The 18,371-nt window shown below is 71.5% G+C and carries 17 protein-coding genes; 8 read left to right on the top strand and 9 right to left on the bottom strand.

Annotated features, from left to right (window positions below):
• Position 1: 1 nt before the first annotated feature.
• Positions 2 to 835 (top strand): maleylpyruvate isomerase family mycothiol-dependent enzyme, encoded by an 834-nt coding sequence (locus J2S59_RS06305; protein ID WP_068121728.1) that lies wholly within the window; start codon positions 2 to 4, stop codon positions 833 to 835.
• Positions 832 to 1,728: an SDR family NAD(P)-dependent oxidoreductase gene (locus tag J2S59_RS06300; protein WP_068121732.1), complete on the top strand. Its 897-nt coding sequence runs from the start codon at positions 832 to 834 to the stop codon at positions 1,726 to 1,728. The genes J2S59_RS06305 and J2S59_RS06300 overlap by 4 nt, the downstream gene beginning before the upstream one ends.
• 10 nt (positions 1,729 to 1,738) lie before the next feature.
• Here the strand turns inward: J2S59_RS06300 and J2S59_RS06295 are convergent, their stop codons facing one another.
• Complete coding sequence (locus J2S59_RS06295) at positions 1,739 to 2,842, bottom strand: endonuclease/exonuclease/phosphatase family protein (protein ID WP_068121735.1); 1,104 nt, start codon at positions 2,840 to 2,842, stop codon at positions 1,739 to 1,741.
• Positions 2,843 to 2,921: 79 nt separating this feature from the next.
• Here J2S59_RS06295 and J2S59_RS06290 point away from each other — a divergent pair, with 79 nt between their 5' ends.
• The 3 genes from J2S59_RS06290 (at position 2,922) to J2S59_RS06280 (ending at position 6,231) form a co-directional block, all read left to right on the top strand.
• A complete protein-coding gene (locus tag J2S59_RS06290) occupies positions 2,922 to 3,182 on the top strand; it encodes a hypothetical protein (protein WP_306824925.1) in 261 nt (86 codons plus the stop codon).
• A 90-nt stretch (positions 3,183 to 3,272) separates the two neighbouring features.
• Complete coding sequence (locus J2S59_RS06285) at positions 3,273 to 4,721, top strand: IS1380 family transposase (protein ID WP_306824762.1); 1,449 nt, start codon at positions 3,273 to 3,275, stop codon at positions 4,719 to 4,721.
• A gap of 217 nt (positions 4,722 to 4,938) precedes the next feature.
• Complete coding sequence (locus tag J2S59_RS06280; protein ID WP_306824924.1) at positions 4,939 to 6,231, top strand: hypothetical protein; 1,293 nt, start codon at positions 4,939 to 4,941, stop codon at positions 6,229 to 6,231.
• On the opposite strand, the gene J2S59_RS06275 is transcribed toward J2S59_RS06280, so the two are convergent.
• From J2S59_RS06275 to pdhA, 4 genes are read right to left on the bottom strand one after another with little or no spacing between them, the layout of a single operon-like run.
• Positions 6,209 to 7,180, bottom strand: a complete 972-nt coding sequence (locus J2S59_RS06275) for an NAD-dependent epimerase/dehydratase family protein (protein ID WP_068119031.1) — start codon at positions 7,178 to 7,180, stop codon at positions 6,209 to 6,211. The genes J2S59_RS06280 and J2S59_RS06275 overlap by 23 nt on opposite strands.
• 7 nt (positions 7,181 to 7,187) lie before the next feature.
• Positions 7,188 to 8,720 carry a dihydrolipoamide acetyltransferase family protein gene (locus J2S59_RS06270; protein ID WP_068119033.1) on the bottom strand — a complete coding sequence of 511 codons (1,533 nt, stop codon included), beginning with the start codon at positions 8,718 to 8,720 and terminating at the stop codon, positions 7,188 to 7,190.
• 11 nt (positions 8,721 to 8,731) lie between these two features.
• Positions 8,732 to 9,718: an alpha-ketoacid dehydrogenase subunit beta gene (locus J2S59_RS06265; RefSeq protein ID WP_068119036.1), complete on the bottom strand. Its 987-nt coding sequence runs from the start codon at positions 9,716 to 9,718 to the stop codon at positions 8,732 to 8,734.
• Entirely contained in the window at positions 9,715 to 10,875 is a 1,161-nt protein-coding gene (pdhA, locus tag J2S59_RS06260; RefSeq protein ID WP_068119039.1) for a pyruvate dehydrogenase (acetyl-transferring) E1 component subunit alpha, read from the bottom strand. The genes J2S59_RS06265 and pdhA overlap by 4 nt, the downstream gene beginning before the upstream one ends.
• Positions 10,876 to 11,052: 177 nt before the next feature.
• Here pdhA and J2S59_RS06255 point away from each other — a divergent pair, with 177 nt between their 5' ends.
• Positions 11,053 to 11,541, top strand: coding sequence for an SRPBCC family protein (locus J2S59_RS06255; protein WP_181641696.1), 489 nt, complete (start codon positions 11,053 to 11,055; stop codon positions 11,539 to 11,541).
• A 6-nt stretch (positions 11,542 to 11,547) separates the two neighbouring features.
• Here the strand turns inward: J2S59_RS06255 and J2S59_RS06250 are convergent, their stop codons facing one another.
• The 4 genes from J2S59_RS06250 to J2S59_RS06235 all read right to left on the bottom strand — a co-directional run bounded on the left by J2S59_RS06250 (position 11,548) and on the right by J2S59_RS06235 (position 17,467).
• Positions 11,548 to 12,834 (bottom strand): MFS transporter, encoded by a 1,287-nt coding sequence (locus tag J2S59_RS06250; RefSeq protein WP_068119042.1) that lies wholly within the window; start codon positions 12,832 to 12,834, stop codon positions 11,548 to 11,550.
• Between the two features lie 129 nt (positions 12,835 to 12,963).
• A complete protein-coding gene (locus tag J2S59_RS06245) occupies positions 12,964 to 13,905 on the bottom strand; it encodes a glutathione S-transferase family protein (RefSeq protein WP_068119045.1) in 942 nt (313 codons plus the stop codon).
• 14 nt (positions 13,906 to 13,919) lie between these two features.
• Positions 13,920 to 15,761 (bottom strand): ABC transporter ATP-binding protein, encoded by a 1,842-nt coding sequence (locus tag J2S59_RS06240; RefSeq protein WP_068119048.1) that lies wholly within the window; start codon positions 15,759 to 15,761, stop codon positions 13,920 to 13,922.
• Positions 15,758 to 17,467 (bottom strand): ABC transporter ATP-binding protein, encoded by a 1,710-nt coding sequence (locus J2S59_RS06235; RefSeq protein ID WP_306824923.1) that lies wholly within the window; start codon positions 17,465 to 17,467, stop codon positions 15,758 to 15,760. The genes J2S59_RS06240 and J2S59_RS06235 overlap by 4 nt, the downstream gene beginning before the upstream one ends.
• A gap of 270 nt (positions 17,468 to 17,737) precedes the next feature.
• On the opposite strand from J2S59_RS06235, the gene J2S59_RS06230 reads away from it, so the two are divergent.
• Together J2S59_RS06230 and J2S59_RS06225 are read left to right on the top strand one after the other, a co-directional pair.
• Entirely contained in the window at positions 17,738 to 17,974 is a 237-nt protein-coding gene (locus J2S59_RS06230; RefSeq protein ID WP_068119051.1) for a FitA-like ribbon-helix-helix domain-containing protein, read from the top strand.
• Complete coding sequence (locus J2S59_RS06225; protein ID WP_068119055.1) at positions 17,971 to 18,369, top strand: type II toxin-antitoxin system VapC family toxin; 399 nt, start codon at positions 17,971 to 17,973, stop codon at positions 18,367 to 18,369. Before J2S59_RS06230 ends, J2S59_RS06225 begins: the two co-directional genes overlap by 4 nt.
• Positions 18,370 to 18,371: the final 2 nt, after the last annotated feature.

Genomic DNA, 18,371 nt, shown 5'->3' with positions numbered 1-18,371 from the left:
CATGAACTCCACCCCCGACTCCGTCCGCCTGGCCGGCTACGTCTCCGTGTGGCAGCGCTCCGTCGACGACGTCATCGCGCTGCTGCGTGAGCTGGAGCCGCACGAGTGGGACCGGCCGACCGACCTCGCGGGCTGGGACGTCCGTGCGGTGGCCTCCCACCTCGCGCACCTCGAGTCCTCGCTCGCCGGCAACCCGCAGGAGCGGGTCCAGGTCCCCGAGGGGCTGGCGCACGTCACCGGCCAGATGAGTGCCTTCACCGAGATGGGCGTCATCCCGCGGCGCACGTGGCCGACCGAGCAGATCGTGCAGGAGCTGGCCGACTCGGTCGCCGTCCGCGCCGAGCAGCTGGCAGCCGATCCGCCGACCGACGGCTCCGCGCGCCCGCCCAAGACCCCCGGCGGGATCGACTGGGACTGGGAGACCCTGCTGAGCAACCGTCCGCTCGACGTGGCGATGCACGAGCAGGACATCCGCCGCGCCACCGACCGACCCGGCAACCTCGACAGCCCGGCGATCGCGCACTGCATCCGCCGCCTCACGCCGGGACTGGCGTTCGTGTGGGCCAAGTTGGCCGGTGCCGCGCCGGGGCAGACGCTGCGCGTCGTGGTCCAGGGACCGACCGAAGCCGACCTCGGCTTCACGGTGGGCGACAACGGCCGCGCGGTCGCGCTCGCCGAGCCGCCCACCGACCCCACCGTGACGGTCCGGCTCAGCACCGAGGACTTCCTGCTGCTCACGGGGGGTCGGCGCCCGCTCGAGCAGACCACCGCGACGTACGACGGTGACAGCACTCTCGGGCCGGCCGTCCTCGCGAACCTCAACGTCACTCCGTGACTCGCCGGATCCTCGTCACCGGGGTCACCAGCGGGCTGGGCGCGGCCACGGCGCACGCGCTGGCACGCGCAGGCGCCGAGGTGCTGCTCGCGGGGCGCAACCCGACCAAGCTCGAGCAGACCCGGACCGACCTCGTGCGCGCCCTCGGTCCGGTGACCGACGACCGCACCTTCCCCCTCGTGGTGGTCGACCTCGCCGACCTGACGTCGGTACGCCGGGCCGCGGCGGAGGTCGCCCGACTCGGTCCGCTCGACGTGCTGGTCAACAACGCCGGCGTGATGGCCCTCGGACCCGAGCGCAGCGTCGACGGGTTCGACCTGCAGATGGTCACCAACCACTTCGCGCCGTTCGCCCTGACGGGCCTGCTGCTGCCCACCCTGATCGCCTCGGGCGACGCGCGGGTGGTGGCGGTGAGCTCGCAGATCCACCGGTTGGCGCGCCAGGCACCCGTGCACGACCCGCGGGTGCCGCGGCTGCCCCACCGCCCGTGGCGGGTGTACGCCGAGTCCAAGCTCGCCAACCTGCTCTTCACCCGGGAGCTCGAGCGGCGCGCCCGCGAGGCCGGGCTGCCGCTGCGGGCGCTCGCTGCGCACCCCGGCCGGACCTCGACCGGCCTGCTCGGCGGCGCGACCCATGCCGGGCCACGCGGGATCGGGGCGGTGCTCGTGCGCGCCTTCGGCACGCTCGGCCAGAGCGCGGAGGACGGCGCGGCCGCCACGGTCATGGCGGCCACCGCGGACCTGCCCGGCGGCAGCTACGTCGGCCCCTCGGGCCCGCTGGAGATGCGCGGACTCCCGCACCTCGTCCAGCCCGCGCGCGCCGCCCAGGACGACTACGCCGCCGACCGGCTGTGGCAGGTCTCGGAGGCGGCGACCGGCGTCAGCTACCCCTGACCGTCCATCCTCAGCTCATCCGGGCCAGCAGGAAGTGGTGGTCGGAGTAGTAGCGGAGGTACGCCGCGGGACTGCACCCCTCGCCGGGTGAGCCGTGCAGATCGTGGCGGACCATGCACGTCACGTGATCGGCCTCGCTCGTGAACGATCCGTCCGCGCACCCGGTGGCGCGGAAGGCCAGGTAGCACCGGTCGAACCACGCCGCGCGTGCCCGGCCGTCGGTGAAGATGAAGTCGATGCGGTCGCTCACGCCGGCCGGCGTCGGTCCCGACCGGGCCGTTGCCCGGACCGTGTCGACGTAGCCGGCCGCCGCCAGTGCGCGGTAGCCCGGTCGCACCTCGCACCCCGTGCCAGCGGGCCGAAGTCGGCGTACGGGGCAGCGGACGTGGTTGAAGTCGCCGGCCAGCACCGCCAGGTCGGCCGCGCCCCGGTGCCGCTCGACGAACCCCGGCATCCGGCGCAGGGCGCGTGTCTTCCATCGCGGTCCGTGCAGCGCAACGTGGACGCCCAGGACGGTCACGGTGCGTGCGGCCTCGCCGGGCCGCTGCACGGTCAACCGGACCCAGGGGTTCTCGGCGCATCCGGCCCGCTTCCACCAGCGCCCCCAGGTGCGCATCACCCCGGTGCCGTGCACGCGGCGGAGGGTGGCCCGGTTGACCAGGATCGCCGTGTCGCGCAGGACCAGGTGACGACCCGGACGCCGCACCGGACCGTACGCCCGGCTCGACATGGTCATCCGCGGGCGGGTGAGCACGCGGTAGCGGGCGGGGCTGCCCTTCGCCCGCAGGCGGGCGTTGAGCACGCGGACGGCACGGTCGGCGCTGCCGCGCACCTCCTGGAGCACCAGGACGTCGGGGGTCGCACGCCCGGCCCTCGCCACCATGCGACGCGCGAAGGTCCGCAGGTCCCGGTCGTCGCGCCGGTCGGCGGCGTTCACGACCAGCGACCCCTCACGGAGGTTCGCGCTGAGCACCACCACCGACCCGGGCGGTACGCCGGTCGTGTCGTCCTCTGCAGCAGCGGACGGACCGCGCGCCGTGGCGAGTGCAAGCAGGAGCGGCGTCAGCACCGCCAGCAGTCCGACCAGCGAACCGGTCCGCGATCCGACTCTCATGTCCAGATGATCGGTCGCCGCGATGACGGCTGGCTAAGACGACCGTGAGGAAGGTCTCATCGACGCTACATTCAGCGCCATGCGCCGCCCCTCCCTCCCGCGCAGGACCCGACGGCCCCTCCTCGCGCTCACCGTCCCGACTCTGGCCCTGGCTCTCGCCCTTCCCCTGCTGGCCGGGCCAGCCCCCGCCGAGCCGCCCGGACCACGGGCCGAGCTGTCGCTCCCGCCGATCCCGGCCGTGCCGGGCCTGCCGATCGTGAGCCTGCCGACCGACCTGCTGGTCCCGCGGTTCGTCGGGGCACCCGCTAAGCCCGGATCCACCGATGAACTTGGGCGGTGAGCGTGGCGTAGAACGAGAATGCCCTTGCTGGGCGGGAGAATCGGAGTTCTTGAGGCAACGATTCACACCAAGAGCAAGGGCATCTCTGAGGTGAAACTCTCTCACACGCTTCGATCGACGTCGGCGGTCTTCGATGACCCGAATCTCGTGTCGGCCGCAGGCCTGGTGCCGGCGCTCGCGTTGGCCGAGTCCGCCGGCCTGCGTGACCTGGCAGATGAGCACCTGAGCGTGCCGACGGACAAAGGCGCGAACGCTGGGTTGAAGGTCACCTCGCTGGTCGGCGGGATGGTCGCCGGCGCGGACAGCATCGATGACATGGCGCTGCTGCGTCATGGCGGAATGGGGCGGCTGTTCACCCGGGCGTATGCGCCCTCGACGTTGGGTTCGTTCCTTCGGGCGTTCACCTTCGGGCACGTCCGCCAGCTCGACGCGATCGCTTCGCGGTTCCTGATCGCACTGGGCGGCCTCACCGGTTTGCTCGGCGCATCGGCAGACCCCGCAGCCAGCGACACCGACACCGACCTCGAGGTGGATCGCGGGTACGCGTTGGTCGATGTCGACGACACGATCATCGAGGTCCATGGCTATGCCAAGCAGGGCGCAGGGTTCGGCTATTCCGGGGTCCGTGGGCTCAACGCGCTGCTTGCCACCCTCACCGTCCCCGGTGGGGCCCCGGTGGTCGTGGCCCAGCGTCTGCGCAAGGGTTCGACCGGGTCACCACGCGGCGCGAAGCGTCTGGTCGGCGACGCGGTGCGAACCGCCCGACGGCTGCTCGGGAAGAACCGGCCGATCCTGGTGCGGATGGACTCGGCGTTCTACGGTCGCAGACCAGTCCACGCCGCGATCGCTGGTGGGGCCGCGGTGTCGGTGACGGTGCGGATGGACAAACGCATCAAGGCGGCGATCGAAGCGATCGCCGACGATGCGTGGACCACCATCGAATACACCGACGCCATCTTCGACGAGCCGAGTGGCCGCTGGATCTCGCGAGCCGAGGTCGCCGAGATCGACTTCACCGCGTTCGCTGCGCAGAAGAAGTCCGACCACGTCCCGGGCCGGCTCGTAGTCCGTCGCATCCCGGACTTCAACGCCGAGAAGAACAAGGCAGCCGGCCAGGACACCTTGTTCGACACCTGGCGCTTCCACGCCTTCTTCACCACCACCGACGCCGACGTGCTGGACACCGTCGCCGCCGACAAGATGCACCGCCATCACGCGGTCATCGAACAAGTCCATGCTGACCTCAAAGGCGCCGCGCTGGCACACCTGCCGTCGGGGGTGTTCACCGCGAACGCCGCCTGGCTGGTGCTCGCCGTCATCGCGTTCAACCTCACCCGAGCCGCCGCGAGCCTGACCGATCGGGAGTTGGCGAAGGCCACCACCGCCACGCTCCGTCGCAAGCTGATCATCGTGCCGGCAAGGGTCGCGACCTCAGCACGCCGGATCACCCTGCACCTGCCCCATGCCTGGCCCTGGGAGAGCGCCTGGACGGCACTGTTCGACCGAGTCAACGACCCGCCGCCAAGCCTCGCAGCCTGACCACCCAGCAGCCCGCCGCTGCGCGAACCGAGGACCAAGTGGACGACACCGGACAACGAGGTCCGGCACATCGACATGCCCGCGGCTCCTCATGACCAGACGAACCGGATCAGGCGCTCAGCGCCATGGCCATCGGTGGATCCGGGCTAAGGCTCGGCCGATCGCGCACCCACCGATCCCGCAGTTCGCCCGGCTGGCCGCCAACGGCCGCAGCAGCATGCACAACGACCCCTACTCCTCCGACGCCTACACGGTGTCGGGTCCGCTGGGCCGCAACCTCCAGGTCACCTCCGCCAGCTATGGGGTGCGCGAGTGCGCCACGATCACCTTCGACTCGAAGGGCCGGATCGAGGCGCTGTGCGGCGGGCTCGAGGGCTTCGTGATGATGCTGATCCACCCCACGACGCTGCAGCCGCTCGCGGAGCTGCCGGTGTCGCGGCGCAACCTGCTCAACGGCGCCAACCCGTTCACCGACATCTGCGGCGGCACCTACTTCTATCTCGACGAGCGCGACCGCGCCCTGGTCACCACCATCTCCGGTGAGCTGTGGGAGGTCGTGCAGCGTCCGGGACCGCGGCTGGCGGTCACCCGGAAGTACCCCGTCCTGCGCGGCCTGCCCGCCGACGACTGCCTGGTCGCGGTCACGCCGGACGCGCGCGGCCGGGACTGGTTCTTCACCCAGCAGGGGTACGCCGGCATCCTCGACCGCCGCACCGGCCGGACGTCGGTCGTCCGGCTGAAACGCCCGAAGGGCAGGGTCGAGGGCATCTTCAACTCGGTGTCGGCCGACGAGACCGGTGGGGTGTACGCCGTCACCACCCACGCGACGTACCGCCTCGACGTCGGCCCGAAGGGCAGGCCCCGGATCACCTACCGGCTCCCCTACGACCGCGGCAGCCGCACGAAGCCGGGCATGCTCTCGCAGGGCTCGGGCACGACGCCGACGCTGATCGGCAAGCGCTGGCTGGTGATCGCCGACAACGCCGACCCCCGCACTCGCGTCCTCGCCTATGACCGACGCAGGGGGATCCGCAAGCGCGACCGGTTGCACTGCACCGTCCCCGTGCTGCCGCGGGGACGCGGCACGACGGAGAACAGCCTCGTCGCCGCCGGTCGCTCGGTGATGATCGAGAACAACTACGGCTACGAGGGACCGCAGACGACGCTGCTCGGCCGGACCACGACGCCGGGCTTCGAGCGGGTGCTGGTCCGCCCGAACGGCAGGTGCCGGGTGGCGTGGCGCAGCACGGAGGTCGCGCCGTCGTCGGTGCCGAAGGCGTCGCTGGGCAACGGTCTCGTGTACGCCTACACCAAGCCGGCCGGACCGGGTGCGACCGACCGGTGGTACTTCACCGCCATCGACATCCGCACCGGCAAGACCCGGTGGAGCCGTCTGACCGGCACGGGCATCCAGTGGAACAACCACTACGCCTCGATCTACCTCGGCCCCGACGGCGCCGCCTACGTCGCCACGATCACCGGGTTGATCAGGATCGCGGACGGTCGCTGAGGACGCGCGCCTCGGTCGCGGCCGACAGACCACTGCGCCGCTGCCGGTCGAGTCCCTGCTCGCGCTCCCACCGCAGGGACGCGGCGACGGTCTCGGCCAAGGGGCGTACGACGAGGCCCGCCGCCCTCGCCGCGGCGTTGTCGCGCAGCAGCTCCACGCCGGCGCTGGTCGGGATCCACAGCGGCAGCGAGTCCGGTCCGGCCCACGGACGGACCTCGTGGGCGAGCAGCTCGTCGTCACTCGCCACCACCGGCACCGGGGTCGTGCCGGTGACCTCGGCGCAGACCTGGAGCAGACCGCGCAGCGTGTGGGTGTCACCGACCGCGTCCACCGTGCCGGGCACCGCTGTCGCGGCCGCCTGCACGAGGAACGCCGCGAGGTCGTCGACGTCGATCACCTGGAACGACCGCGCGGGGTCCGGCACGAGCACCTGCTCACCGTCCTGGGCCCGCGCGAAGCGCGCCGGCCAGTAGCCAAGCCGGTCGCTGGGGTCGCCGTACCCACCGATCAGTCCCGGGCGCACGACCATCGCCGCGCCGGACCCGCGTGCCAGCACGGCGTCCTCACAGGCGACCTTCGCCGGACCGTAGTCCTCGTCGCCGGCCAGGCCCTCACCACGCCAAGGCTCGTGGCGCTCGTCGCCGGAGCCGGGGTCGGCGTACGCACTGACCGAGGACACGTAGACCCAGTGCGCCACCCGGTCCCCGAGCGCGGCGAGTGCCCCGCGCACGTGCGCCGGCTGCCAGCTCACCTCGATGACTGCGTCCCACTCCCCGGCGAGCTCGGCGTAGGCGTCCGCTGCGTCGCGATCAGCACGCAGCAGGCGTACGCCGTCCGGCGCCGCCCCGGACTCGCCGCGGGCCAGGCAGGTGACGTCGTGGGCGGCGCGCGCGAGCTCGGCCGTGCGTCGGCCCAGCCAGGCGGTGCCACCGAGGACGAGGATCCTCACGTCCGCCTCACAGCAGCAGCGCGTTGGCCGGGTCCTCCAGCACCGCGGCGACGTCGGCGAGGAAGCGCGAGCCCAACTCGCCGTCGATGTGGCGGTGGTCGAAGCTCAGCGCGAGCGTCGTGACGTGGCGCGGGACGATCTGGTCACCGTCCGGGGTTTCGACCACCCACGGCTGCTTGCGGATCGCGCCGAAGCACAGGATCGCCGACTCACCAGGGTTGATGATCGGGGTGCCGGCGTCGACACCGAAGACGCCGACGTTGGTGATCGTGAAGCTGCCGCCGGCCATGTCGGCCGGCTGGGTGCGGCCCTCGCGGGCGGTCGCGGTGAGCTCGGCGAGGGCAGCGGCGAGCTCGGGCAGGCTGAGCCGGTCGGCACCCTTGACGTTGGGCACGACCAACCCGCGCGGTGTCGCGGCCGCGATCCCGAGGTTGACGTCGTGCTTGAGCACGACCTCCTGCGCGGCCTCGTCCCACCAGGAGTTGATCTCCGGCGTACGCCGCATCGCGAGCATCGCCGCCTTGGCCAGCACCAGCAGCGGGGAGACCCTGAGGTCGCGGAAGTCGCGGTGGGTCCGCAGCCGCTCGACGAAGTCGACCGTGCGGGTCGCGTCGACGGTGATCCACTCCGTCACGTGGGGCGCGGTGAAGGCGGAGGCCACCATCGCCTGCGCCATCATCTTGCGCACGCCCTTGACCGGCTCGCGGGTCTCGCCCCCAGCGCCATCCTCGCTGGTCGAGTGCCGCGAGTCGCGCGCCTCCCCGGTGGTCGAGTGCCGCGAGCCTGCGAGCGGTGTATCGAGACCATCGGAGGGGTCACGAGGTCTCGATACGTCCTCGCCTAACGGCTCGGACACTCGACCAGCCTGGAGCACATCGGCGCGGGTGACCACGCCACCCTCGCCGGTGGGCGTGACCGCAGCCAGGTCGACCCCGAGGTCCTTGGCGAGCTTGCGCACGGGCGGCTTGGCGAGCGGACGGTGGCCGGGGGCGGTGTCCGCTGCGACCGCCGGCACCGACGGCTCGTCGGACTCCGCGACCGGCTGGCTCTGCGCGCCGCCGGGGGAGAACGCGCCCTGCACCTGCATCTGGGTGGCCGCACCGGCGTCCGAGGACGGGGACGCCGAGCCCTTGCGCGGGCGGCGTACGGGGCCCCGGTCGGCCTTCATCCGCCCGACCAGGCTCTCGCCCTCCTTGCTGCCGGAGGCAGCGGGGTTGGACAGGTCGATGGGTTGCTCGGCCTGGGCGGCTTGCTCCGCCTCGGCCGGCGGCGCGGAACCGTCGCCCACCCGGATGATCGGCGTGCCCACGGGGACGGTCTCACCCTCGGGCACGAGCAGGGCGAGCACCGTGCCGGCGTACGGCGAGGGCAGCTCGACCAGTGACTTGGCGGTCTCGATCTCGACGACGACGTCGTTGACCTCGATGACGTCGCCGACCTGCACCTTCCAGGTGACGATCTCGGCCTCGGTCAGGCCCTCCCCGACGTCGGGGAGGAGGTATTCCTGGGCGGTCTGGTCCTGGGACTGCGTCTGGGTCATCGCCTCTCCTCTCAGTACTCGCACGCGCGGTCGACAGCGTCGAGCACCCGGTCGAGGTCGGGGAGGAAGTCCTCCTCGATCCGGCTGGGCGGGTACGGCGTGTCGAAGCCGCCGACCCGCAGCACCGGCGCCTCGAGGGCGTAGAAGCACTGCTCGGTGATGCGCGCGGCGATCTCCGAGCCCATGCCGAGGTTGACGTGGGCCTCGTGGACGACGACGGCGCGGCCGGTGCGGCGGACGGACTCATAGACCGGGTCGAGGTCCAGTGGGGAGAGGGTGCGCAGGTCGATCACCTCGAGCTCGCGCCCCTCGGACGCGGCGGCCTGCGCCGCGGCCAGGCAGGTCTTCACGGTCGGGCCGTAGCCGATGAGCGTGGCGTCGGTGCCGGCGCGCACGACCCGGGAGGCGAACAGCGGGTCGGGCGTCGCCGTGGTGTCCACCTCGGCCTTGTCGGCGTGGTACTGCCGCTTCGGCTCGAGGAAGACCACCGGGTCGGGCGAGGCGATCGCCTGCTGGATCATCCAGTAGCCGTCGACCGGGTTGGAGCAGGCGACGACCTTGAGCCCGGGCGTGTGGGCGAACTGCGCTTCGGGGCTCTCGCTGTGGTGCTCGACCGCGCCGATGCCGCCGCCGAACGGGATCCGGATGACCATCGGCATCGGCACCTTGCCCTGGCTGCGGAAGTGCAGCTTGGCGACCTGGCTGACGATCTGGTCGTAGGCGGGGTAGACGAACCCGTCGAACTGGATCTCGCAGACGGGGCGGTAGCCGCGCATCGCCATGCCGACCGCGGTGCCGAGGATGCCGGACTCCGCGAGCGGTGAGTCGATCACCCGGTCCTCCCCGAAGTCCTTCTGCAGACCGTCGGTGATGCGGAAGACACCGCCGAGCCGGCCGACGTCCTCCCCCATCACCAGGACCTTCGGGTCGTCCTCCATCGCGGCGCGCAGGCCGGCGTTGAGCGCCTTCGCGAGCGTCATCTTCGTCGTGGTGGTCATCGTCCGGCCTCCTCGAAGGAGCCGAGGTAGGCCGCGAACTCGTCGCGCTGGGCTGCGAGCTCAGGGGTCTGCTCGGCGTAGACGAGGTCGAAGATGCCGCGTGGATCCGGATCGGCCAACGCCCGGACCCCGGCGCGCAGGTGCTCGCCCATCCGGGCCGCCTCGGCCTCGACGTCGGCGAAGAAGCCCTCGTCGGCGAGGCCGTTGCGGACGAGGTAGACGCGCACCCGCTCGATCGGGTCCTTGAGCTTCCACCGCTCGAGGTCGTCGTTGTGCCGGTAGCGCGTCGGGTCGTCGGTCGTGGTGTGGGCGCCCATCCGGTAGGTGTAGGCCTCGATGAGCGTCGGACCCTGGCCCTCGCGCGCCCGCTGCAGCGCCGCCTGCGTCACGGCGTACGTCGCGAGCACGTCGTTGCCGTCGACCCGCACGCCGGGGAAGCCGAAGCCCAAAGCCCTTTGATAGAGCGGGATCCGCGACTGTCGCTCGATCGGCTCCGAGATCGCCCACTGGTTGTTCTGGCAGAAGAACACCACCGGGGTGTTGTAGGACGCGGCGAAGATGAAGGCCTCGTTGACGTCGCCCTGGCTGCTGGCCCCGTCGCCGAAGTAGGCGATCACGCCGGTGTCGCGGTCGTCGTCACCCGTGCCGACGGCTCCGTCGCGCTGCACCCCCATCGCGTAGCCGACCGCGTGCAGGGTCTGCGCGCCGATGACGATCGTGTAGAGGCCGAAGTTGTGGGCCGCCGGGTCCCACCGGCCGTGGTCGACACCGCGGAAGAGACCGAGGAGGTCCAGCGGGTCGAGACCGCGGCAGTAGGCGACGCCGTGCTCGCGGTAGGTCGGGAAGACGAAGTCCTGCGCGCGCAAGGCGCGTCCGGAGCCGATCTGCGCGGCCTCCTGACCGAGCAGCTGGGCCCAGATGCCGAGCTCACCGTGGCGCTGGAGGGCGGTGGCCTCGGTGTCGATGCGCCGCGTGACCACCATGTCGCGGTAGAAGCCGCGGATGGTCTCGGCCTCCTGCTCCGGGCTGCCGAGGTCGAGCGCGATGCCGGGGTGCTCGACCCGCTCGCCCTCCGGCGTCAGCAGCTGGACCAGCTCGGGTCCGCCTCCGTGCCAGGCGGCTTGAGAGGCGTGGAAAACGTCGGGGACGGAAGTCATGCTGCTCTCCCTGCAGTCCGGGGCCGGGAGCAGGGTCGCCGCCGCCGGCCGAGGGGGTGTGCCCCTGGACTTGTGACCCGGGACACACGGTGCGTCTACCGTACCCAGAGGTCCCGGCCGCGGGAAATCGGGTACGCCGCGGCGTGGCCGGCGCCGGCACGGGGTAGGACGTGCGCCGTGACCGCGCCTCAGGGAAGCCCCGCCAGCTCAGCCGGCTCCGACCGTAGGGTCTCGGCCAGCATCCGGATCGCCGCGGCGCCGGCGACCGTCTTCGCCATCGTCTCCGATCCCGAGCAGCACCCGCGGATCGACGGGTCGGGCTCGGTGCGCAGCCTGATCGAGACCGCCGGGCCGATCACCGCGAAGGGCCAGACGTTCTCGGTGAACATGAAGATGTTCGGCCTGCCCTACAAGATCACCAACACCGTCGTCGAGTTCGAGCCCGACGCGCTGGTCGCGTGGCGGCACTTCGGCGGTCACCGCTGGCGCTACGCCATCGCGCCCACCCCCGACGGGTGCGAGGTCACCGAGACCTTCGACTACTCGATGTATCCGATGCCGGGGCGCAAGCTCATCGAGCTGGCCGGCTTCCCCGCCCGCAACGGCAGGGGCATCGAGCAGACCCTCCAGCGGCTCAAGCAGGCGGCCGAGGCGGACGCACGTTAGCGCCGGTCAGCTGGGGTCGGGCGCGAGCTCGGGTTGTGGGGCCGGCGCCGTGGCGGTCTCCCCCGGCCCCTTGCGGGTCCACACGAAGATCGCCCCCGCGACGCAGATGCCGGTGCCGACCGCGAACGGCAGCCAGTCGTTGATGCCATACAACGCCGAGCCACCCAGCGGGCCGATCATGAAGGTCGAGCCGGTGACGGTCTGCACGAGCCCGGCCACCCGCCCCTGCTCGGCAGGACCGACGAGCAGCGTCGGCGCCGAGACATAGCCGGGGCCGACCGTGCCCATGCCGACGGCGAGCACTGCCATGCAGGCGGTGACGAGCACCAAGGTGTCGGCCACCATGAGGCCGGCGGCGCCGAGGGCGACCAGCGGGATGCCGCTGCGCAGCATCCGCCACGGCGGCCAGCCCAGGCGCGGGACGACGAACGCCTGCATGGTCACCATGACTAGGCCGACGACGGTCGAGACGAGCCCGGTCATCCGGACGGCGTCGGCGCCCTCGTAGCCCAGCCGGTCCTGCACGACGAAGCCGACACATACCACGACCAGCCCGAGGGTCAGGAACGAGCCGAACCCGCCGAGCATGACCGGCCACAGCCGCGGGTCCCAGGGACGCAACGGCTTCGACGGCGCGGCCGCCTCCGCCTGCTCGGCCTCGGCGGCTGCCGCGGCACGCGCCCGCCGGCTCGGCCCCTTGGGGAGGAGGACCGCCACCGCGACCAGGGCGAAGGCGATGACGGCCGGCGCCGCCCACACCGGTCCGAGGAAGCCGGCGAACGCCAGCACGAACCCGCTCGCGGGGCCGAGGGCCTGCGCGAGCCCCTGGACCGCGCCGATCTGCGCGAGCCCCTTGACGCGCTCCTGGGTCGTCGAGGTGTTGGCCGCGACCCAGGCCATCGCGGCGGTCGGGACGGCTCCCATGGCGACACCGAACAGCAGCGAGCGCGTGCCGATCATCAGCGCCATGCCGAGCTCGCCAGAGATCACGCCGCTCACCGCGAGCTGGCACACGATCGCGAAGCCGGTCATCCCGACCAGGCCGAGACTCAGTCCGCTCAACAGGACGGTGCGGTGGCCGACCCGGTCGACGGCACGCCCCCAGGGGCTGCTGGTCAGCGTGAACATCACGGCCGCACTGGTCATCAGCAGGCCGAGGGACCACTCGGGGAGCTCGAGGTCACGCGCGAGCGGGGCGAGGACCGGGACGATCGCCTGCTGAGCCGCCATGACCACGAGCACCGCACCGGCCAGGACCGGCATCGGGTTGTGAGCGCGGGCAGCGGCGGACACGGATCTCCTCTCGGTCTCCCCTGCGTCGAGTCGCTCGGCGTACCCGCACAAGTAGTGGGAAGTTACAAGCGTAACGGCACCCTCAGGCCGTTGCCGACGTGTTCCGCGTCACGAGCGACGGGCGCAGGCTCAGGCCGCGAGCTTCTCGCGCCCGTGCGGCTCGTGCCAGCTCGCCAGGTCGGGTCCCTTCGGGATGACCTGCGTGGGGTTGATGTCGGTGTGGACCACGTAGTAGTGGGCCTTGATCTGGTCGAAGTCGATCGTGTCGCCGAAGCCGGGAGTCTGGAAGAGGTCGCGCGCGTAGGCCCACAGAGCCGGCATCTCGATCAGCTTGTTGCGGTTGCACTTGAAGTGACCGTGGTAGACGGGGTCGAAGCGGGCCAGGGTGGTGAAGAGGCGGACGTCGGCCTCGGTGATGGCATCGCCCATCAGGTAGCGCCGATCCGTGAGCCGCTCCTCGAGCCAGTCGAGCGCGGCGAAGAGCCGGTCGTAGGCCTGGTCGTAGGCCGCCTGGGTGCCGGCGAAGCCGCAGCGGTAGACGCCGTTGTTGACCTCGGTGAAGATCCGCTGCATGACCTCCTCCATCTCCTCGCGCACGTCGTCGGGCCAGAGGTTCGGCGCGTCGGGGCGGTGGTGGTCGCGCCACTCGAAGAAGAAGTCTTGCGTGATCTGCGGGAAGTTGTTGGTCACGACCTGCCCGCTCGGGACATCGACCATCGCCGGCACCGTGATGCCGCGCTCGTAGTCGGGGATCCGCGCGAAGTAGGCCTCCTGCAGGCGCTCGATGCCGAGCACCGGGTCCACGCCGCCGGGGTCGAGGTCGAAGGTCCAGCTGCGCTGGTCGTGGACCGGCCCGGCCAGGCCCATCGAGATGACGTCCTCGAGACCGAGCAGCTGGCGCACGATGATCGCGCGGTTGGCCCACGGGCACGCCCGCGCGGCGATCAACCGGTAGCGGCCGGGCTCGACCGGCCACGTCGCGGAGTCACGCGTGATCCGGTCGGCGATGTAGTTCATGTCGCGGTTGAACTCGGGCTCGACGTAACTGCCCTTGCCGCCATCGTTGTTCATGATTCAACTATGCCCTACGCGAGGGAGTCGACCCAGGCGCGGTGCAGGTCGGCGTACCGCCCGTCGTCCGCGGCGACCAGATCGGCCGGCGTGCCGTCCTCGATGACGCGACCGTGCTCGAGGACGAGCACCCGGTCGGCGATCTCGACCGTGGAGAGCCGGTGGGCGATGATCACCGCGGTGCGCCCGGCGAGGACGGTGCGCAGCGCCTCCTGCACCAGCCGCTCCGAGGGGATGTCGAGCGACGACGTCGCCTCGTCGAGGATGAGGACCGCCGGGTCGGCGAGGAAGGCCCGGGCGAAGGCGATCAGCTGGCGCTGGCCGGCGGAGAGCCGGCCGCCCTGGTTGGCGACGCGGGTGGCGTAACCGCGGGGCATCGCGCGGATCAGCTCGTCGGCGCCGACCGCCCGCGCGGCCTCCTCGACCTCGGCCGGGCTCGCGTCGGGACGGCCGAAGCGGATGTTGTCGGAGATGGTGCCGGAGAAGAGGTAGTTCTCCTGGGTCACCATCACGACCGCGCGCCGCAGGTCGTCCTCGGCGAGGTCGCGCAGGTCGACGCCGTCGAGCAGCACGCGACCGCCGGTCGGGTCGTAGAACCGGGCCAGGAGCTTCGCGATCGTCGTCTTGCCCGCGCCGGTCGTGCCGACCAGCGCGACGGTCTGGCCGGCCGGGATCGTGAGGTCGAGACCCGGGATGACCGGGGCGTCCTCGACGTACGCGAACTGGGTGTCCTCGAACCGGAGCTCGCCCGGCGTGCGACCGGGCTGCAGCGCGACGGGGTGGGTCGGCTCCGGCACCGACGGCTCCTCCGCCAGGACGGTGGACACCTTCTCCAGCGCCGCGGATGCGCTCTGGAAGGTGTTGTAGAACTGCGAGATCTCCATCATCGGCTCGAAGAACTGGCGCAGGTAGAGCAGGAACGCCGCCAGCACGCCGACCGTGACCTCGCCCTCGAAGGCGAGGTAGCCGCCGTAGAGCAGCACCACGCCGATGGTGAGGTTGCCGACCAGCTTGATGCCGGGCATGAACCACACGATCAGCCGGAACGCCTTGAGGTTGGCGACCCGGTTGTCCTCGTTGAGCTCGGCGAACAGCTCGGCGTTGCGGGGCTCGCGGCGGAAGGCCTGGACGGCGCGGACGCCGCCGAGGGTCTCGACGAAGTGCACGATGACGCCGGCGATCGTCTCCCGCGTCTGGCGGTAGGCGCGGGCGGATGCGAGGCGGAACCAGTTGGTCAGCAAGGCCAGGAACGGCAGGCACAGCAACGCGACGAGGCCGAGCTCGACGTCGAGCACGAGCAGCAGGACGGTCGTGCCGAGCAGGGTGAACACGGCCGAGACGAGACCGTCGAACCCGGTCTCGAGCATCTCGTTGATCGCGTCCATGTCGGAGGTCTGTCGCGAGATCGCCCGGCCGGATGTGTAGTCGTCGTGGAAGCTCGGGCTGAGCGCACCGAAGTGGCGGAAGGTACGCCGGCGCAGCTCGACGAGCACACCCTGTCCGATCCGGCCCGACATCCGCAGGAACATCTGCCGGGTCACGGCCTGCAGGACGGTGGCCGCGAGGACGGCGGCGACCACGGCGTACAACACGCTCGAGTCGCCGGACTCGGTGATCGGCGGGATGCCGGAGTCGATGCCGACCTTGACCAGGTAGGGGATCGCGAGGCGGGCGGCGTTCTCGACGATCACGATGGCCAGGACCAACAACAGCAGCGACCGGTAGGGGCGCAGCAGGTCGCCGAGCAGCGCGCGCGAGGCACGGGCGAGGCGACCGACCTCGACCTTGTCGGGGTCGGTCTGGTCGAGGCGGCCGCGCCAGTCGGCGCTGGGCGGCGTGGACACCGGGGCGCTCATCGGGCGGCTCCGGCCAGGGCGTCGTCGGAGGTGAGCAGGGCGCGGTACGCCGGCACCTCGGCAAGCAGCTCGCGGTGCTGGCCGACGTGGGTGATCCGGCCCTCCTGCAGCAGGGCGACCTTGTCGGCGAGCAGCACGGTGGAGGCGCGGTGGGCGACGACGATGCCGGTGGCGTCGGCGAGGACGCGGCGCAGCGCCTCCTCGACCAGTGCCTCCGTGTGGACGTCGAGGGCCGACAGGGTGTCATCGAGCACGAGGATGCGCGGCTTGGCGACGACCGCGCGGGCCAGCGCGAGCCGTTGGCGCTGACCGCCCGACAGGCTCATGCCCTGCTCGCCGATGCGGGTGTCGAGCCCGAACGGCAGGTCGTGGACGAACCCGGCCTGGGCGACCTCGATCGCCTCAAGCACCTCGGCCTCGCTTGCGTCAGGACGCCCGAGGGTGAGGTTCTCCCGCGCGCTCATCGAGAACAGCACCGGCTCCTCGAACGCCGTCGCGACCAGGGAGCGCAGGTGGGGGAGCCGCAGCTCGCGGACGTCGACGCCGTCGATCGTGATGCGACCGGCGGTCACGTCGTACAACCGCGGCACGAGGGCCGTGAGCGCGGTCTTGCCCGAGCCGGTCGACCCGACCACAGCGACGGTCTCGCCGGGCGCGACGTCGAGGTCGACACCGCGCAGGATCGCGGGCTCCTCCGGCGACTGGTCGGGGAAGCGGAACTCCACGCCCTCGAAGCGCAGGTGGCCGCGCGGGTCGGCGATCTCCGCCTCACCGCCGACGATCGCCGGCTCGGTGTCGAAGATCTCCCAGACGCGGGCCGAGGCGGTCATGGCCTCCTGCGCCATCGCCAGGATCACCCCGAGCACCGTGACCGGCCAGACCAGCGACAGCATCAGCGTCACGAAGGCCACGAGGGTGCCGTAGGTGATCTCGCCCTCGCCGACGGCGCGCGCGCCGAGCAGCAGCACGACGACCACGGCGAGGTTGGGGATGACCCCGAGGAAGGACCAGAACCGCGCGGAGATGCGCACCTTCTCCAGCGAGGTGGCATACAGCTTGCCGGCGGCCCGGTCGAAGCCCTCGGCGGCGTACGACGCGCGCCCGAAGGACCGGATGACCCGGTAGCCGACGGCCGCCTCCTCGACCAGGGTGGCGACGTCGCCCTGCTCGTCCTGCACCTGGCGGGTGACGACGGTGTAGGCCTTCTCGAAGCGCATCGACAGCCACACGATCGGGACCGCGGAGGCGGCGACCACGAGACCGAGCGGCCAGTACATGTTGAGCAGCAGGATCGTGACGGTGATGAGCTGCAGGATGTTGACGACCAGGAAGATCGCGCCGAAGCCGGCGAACATCCGGATCGCGGTGAGGTCGGTGGTGACGCGCGAGAGCAGCTGCCCGGACTGCCACTTGGCGTGGAACGCCATCGGGAGCTCCTGCAACCGGTCGTAGAGGTCACGGCGCAGCGAGCGCTCGATGTCGAAGATCGCTGCCGACTGCACCCACCGGCGGAACCAGATGAAGGCCGCCTCGAGTACGCCGAGCACGATCGCCAACGCGCCGAGCCACCACAGCCCGTCGCGGTCGCCGTCGGCGATGGGACCGTCGATCAGCTCGCGGATCACCAACGGGATGCTCAGCGAGAGCCCGATCGCGATGCCGGCAGCCAGCAGGCTGAGCACCATCGCGGTGAGATGGGGACGCACATAGGCACGCAGTCGCCACAGTGCCTTCGCGCTCGCCGGCGGTGGCCGGAGCGGGTCGGGCTCGGTGTGGAGCTGCGATTCAGTGCGGGTGGGCTGGTGAGCCGTGGCCGACATGAGTCGCGGGGGTCCCCTCGCTTGGTGTGTGCAACGAGGTTACGTGGCGCGTCCGACAACCCACGAACCGTTTTCGGGTCGGCTCCGTCACCCCCGCCAGACCCCGGCTGCTCCGACCTGCTGTCGTTCTGATGCTGGTGCTGCTAAAGTCGCTGCATGGGCGTGGCGGTGACGGTGCGCGACGTGCCGCGCGAGGTGCGCGATGAGCTGGCGGCACGCGCGGCACGGTCCGGGATGTCCCTGCAGGAGTACGTGCGGCGCCTGCTCGTCCAGAGTGCCGAACGGCCGGCGGTCGACGACCTCATCGCTCGTGCTCGGTCCCGCGTCGTGGCGACCGACGTGCGCGTCGACGCCGCCTCGATCCTCGCCGCCCGCGACGCAGACCGCCGATGAGGCCGCGCGTCGTGTGCGACGCGTCGGCGGTGGCAGCTGTCCTGCTGGACGCCGGCCCTGACGGGCGATGGGCCACCGACGCCCTCACGGGCGCCGACCTCGCGGCGCCGAGCCTGCTCGCGTTCGAGACGGCCAACATCATCCGCCGCCACGAGCTCGCCGTGCTCATCACGGCCGACCAAGCCGCGCAGGCGCACTCCGACCTCATGGAGCTGGCGATCGAGCAATGGCCCTACGAACTCCTCGCGACCCGGGCCTGGCAGCTACGGCCGAACCTGACGACCTACGACGCCGACTACGTCGCGCTGGCCGAGCTCATCGGCGCACCCCTCGTCACGCTCGACCGCAGGATCGAACGCGCACCGGGACTGCGGTGCCGGATCCTCACCCCGTGAGG

The sequence above is a fragment of the Nocardioides massiliensis genome (assembly GCF_030811215.1).
GTDB lineage: Bacteria > Actinomycetota > Actinomycetes > Propionibacteriales > Nocardioidaceae > Nocardioides_A > Nocardioides_A massiliensis.
This window is presented reverse-complemented; position numbering and strand designations above follow the sequence as displayed.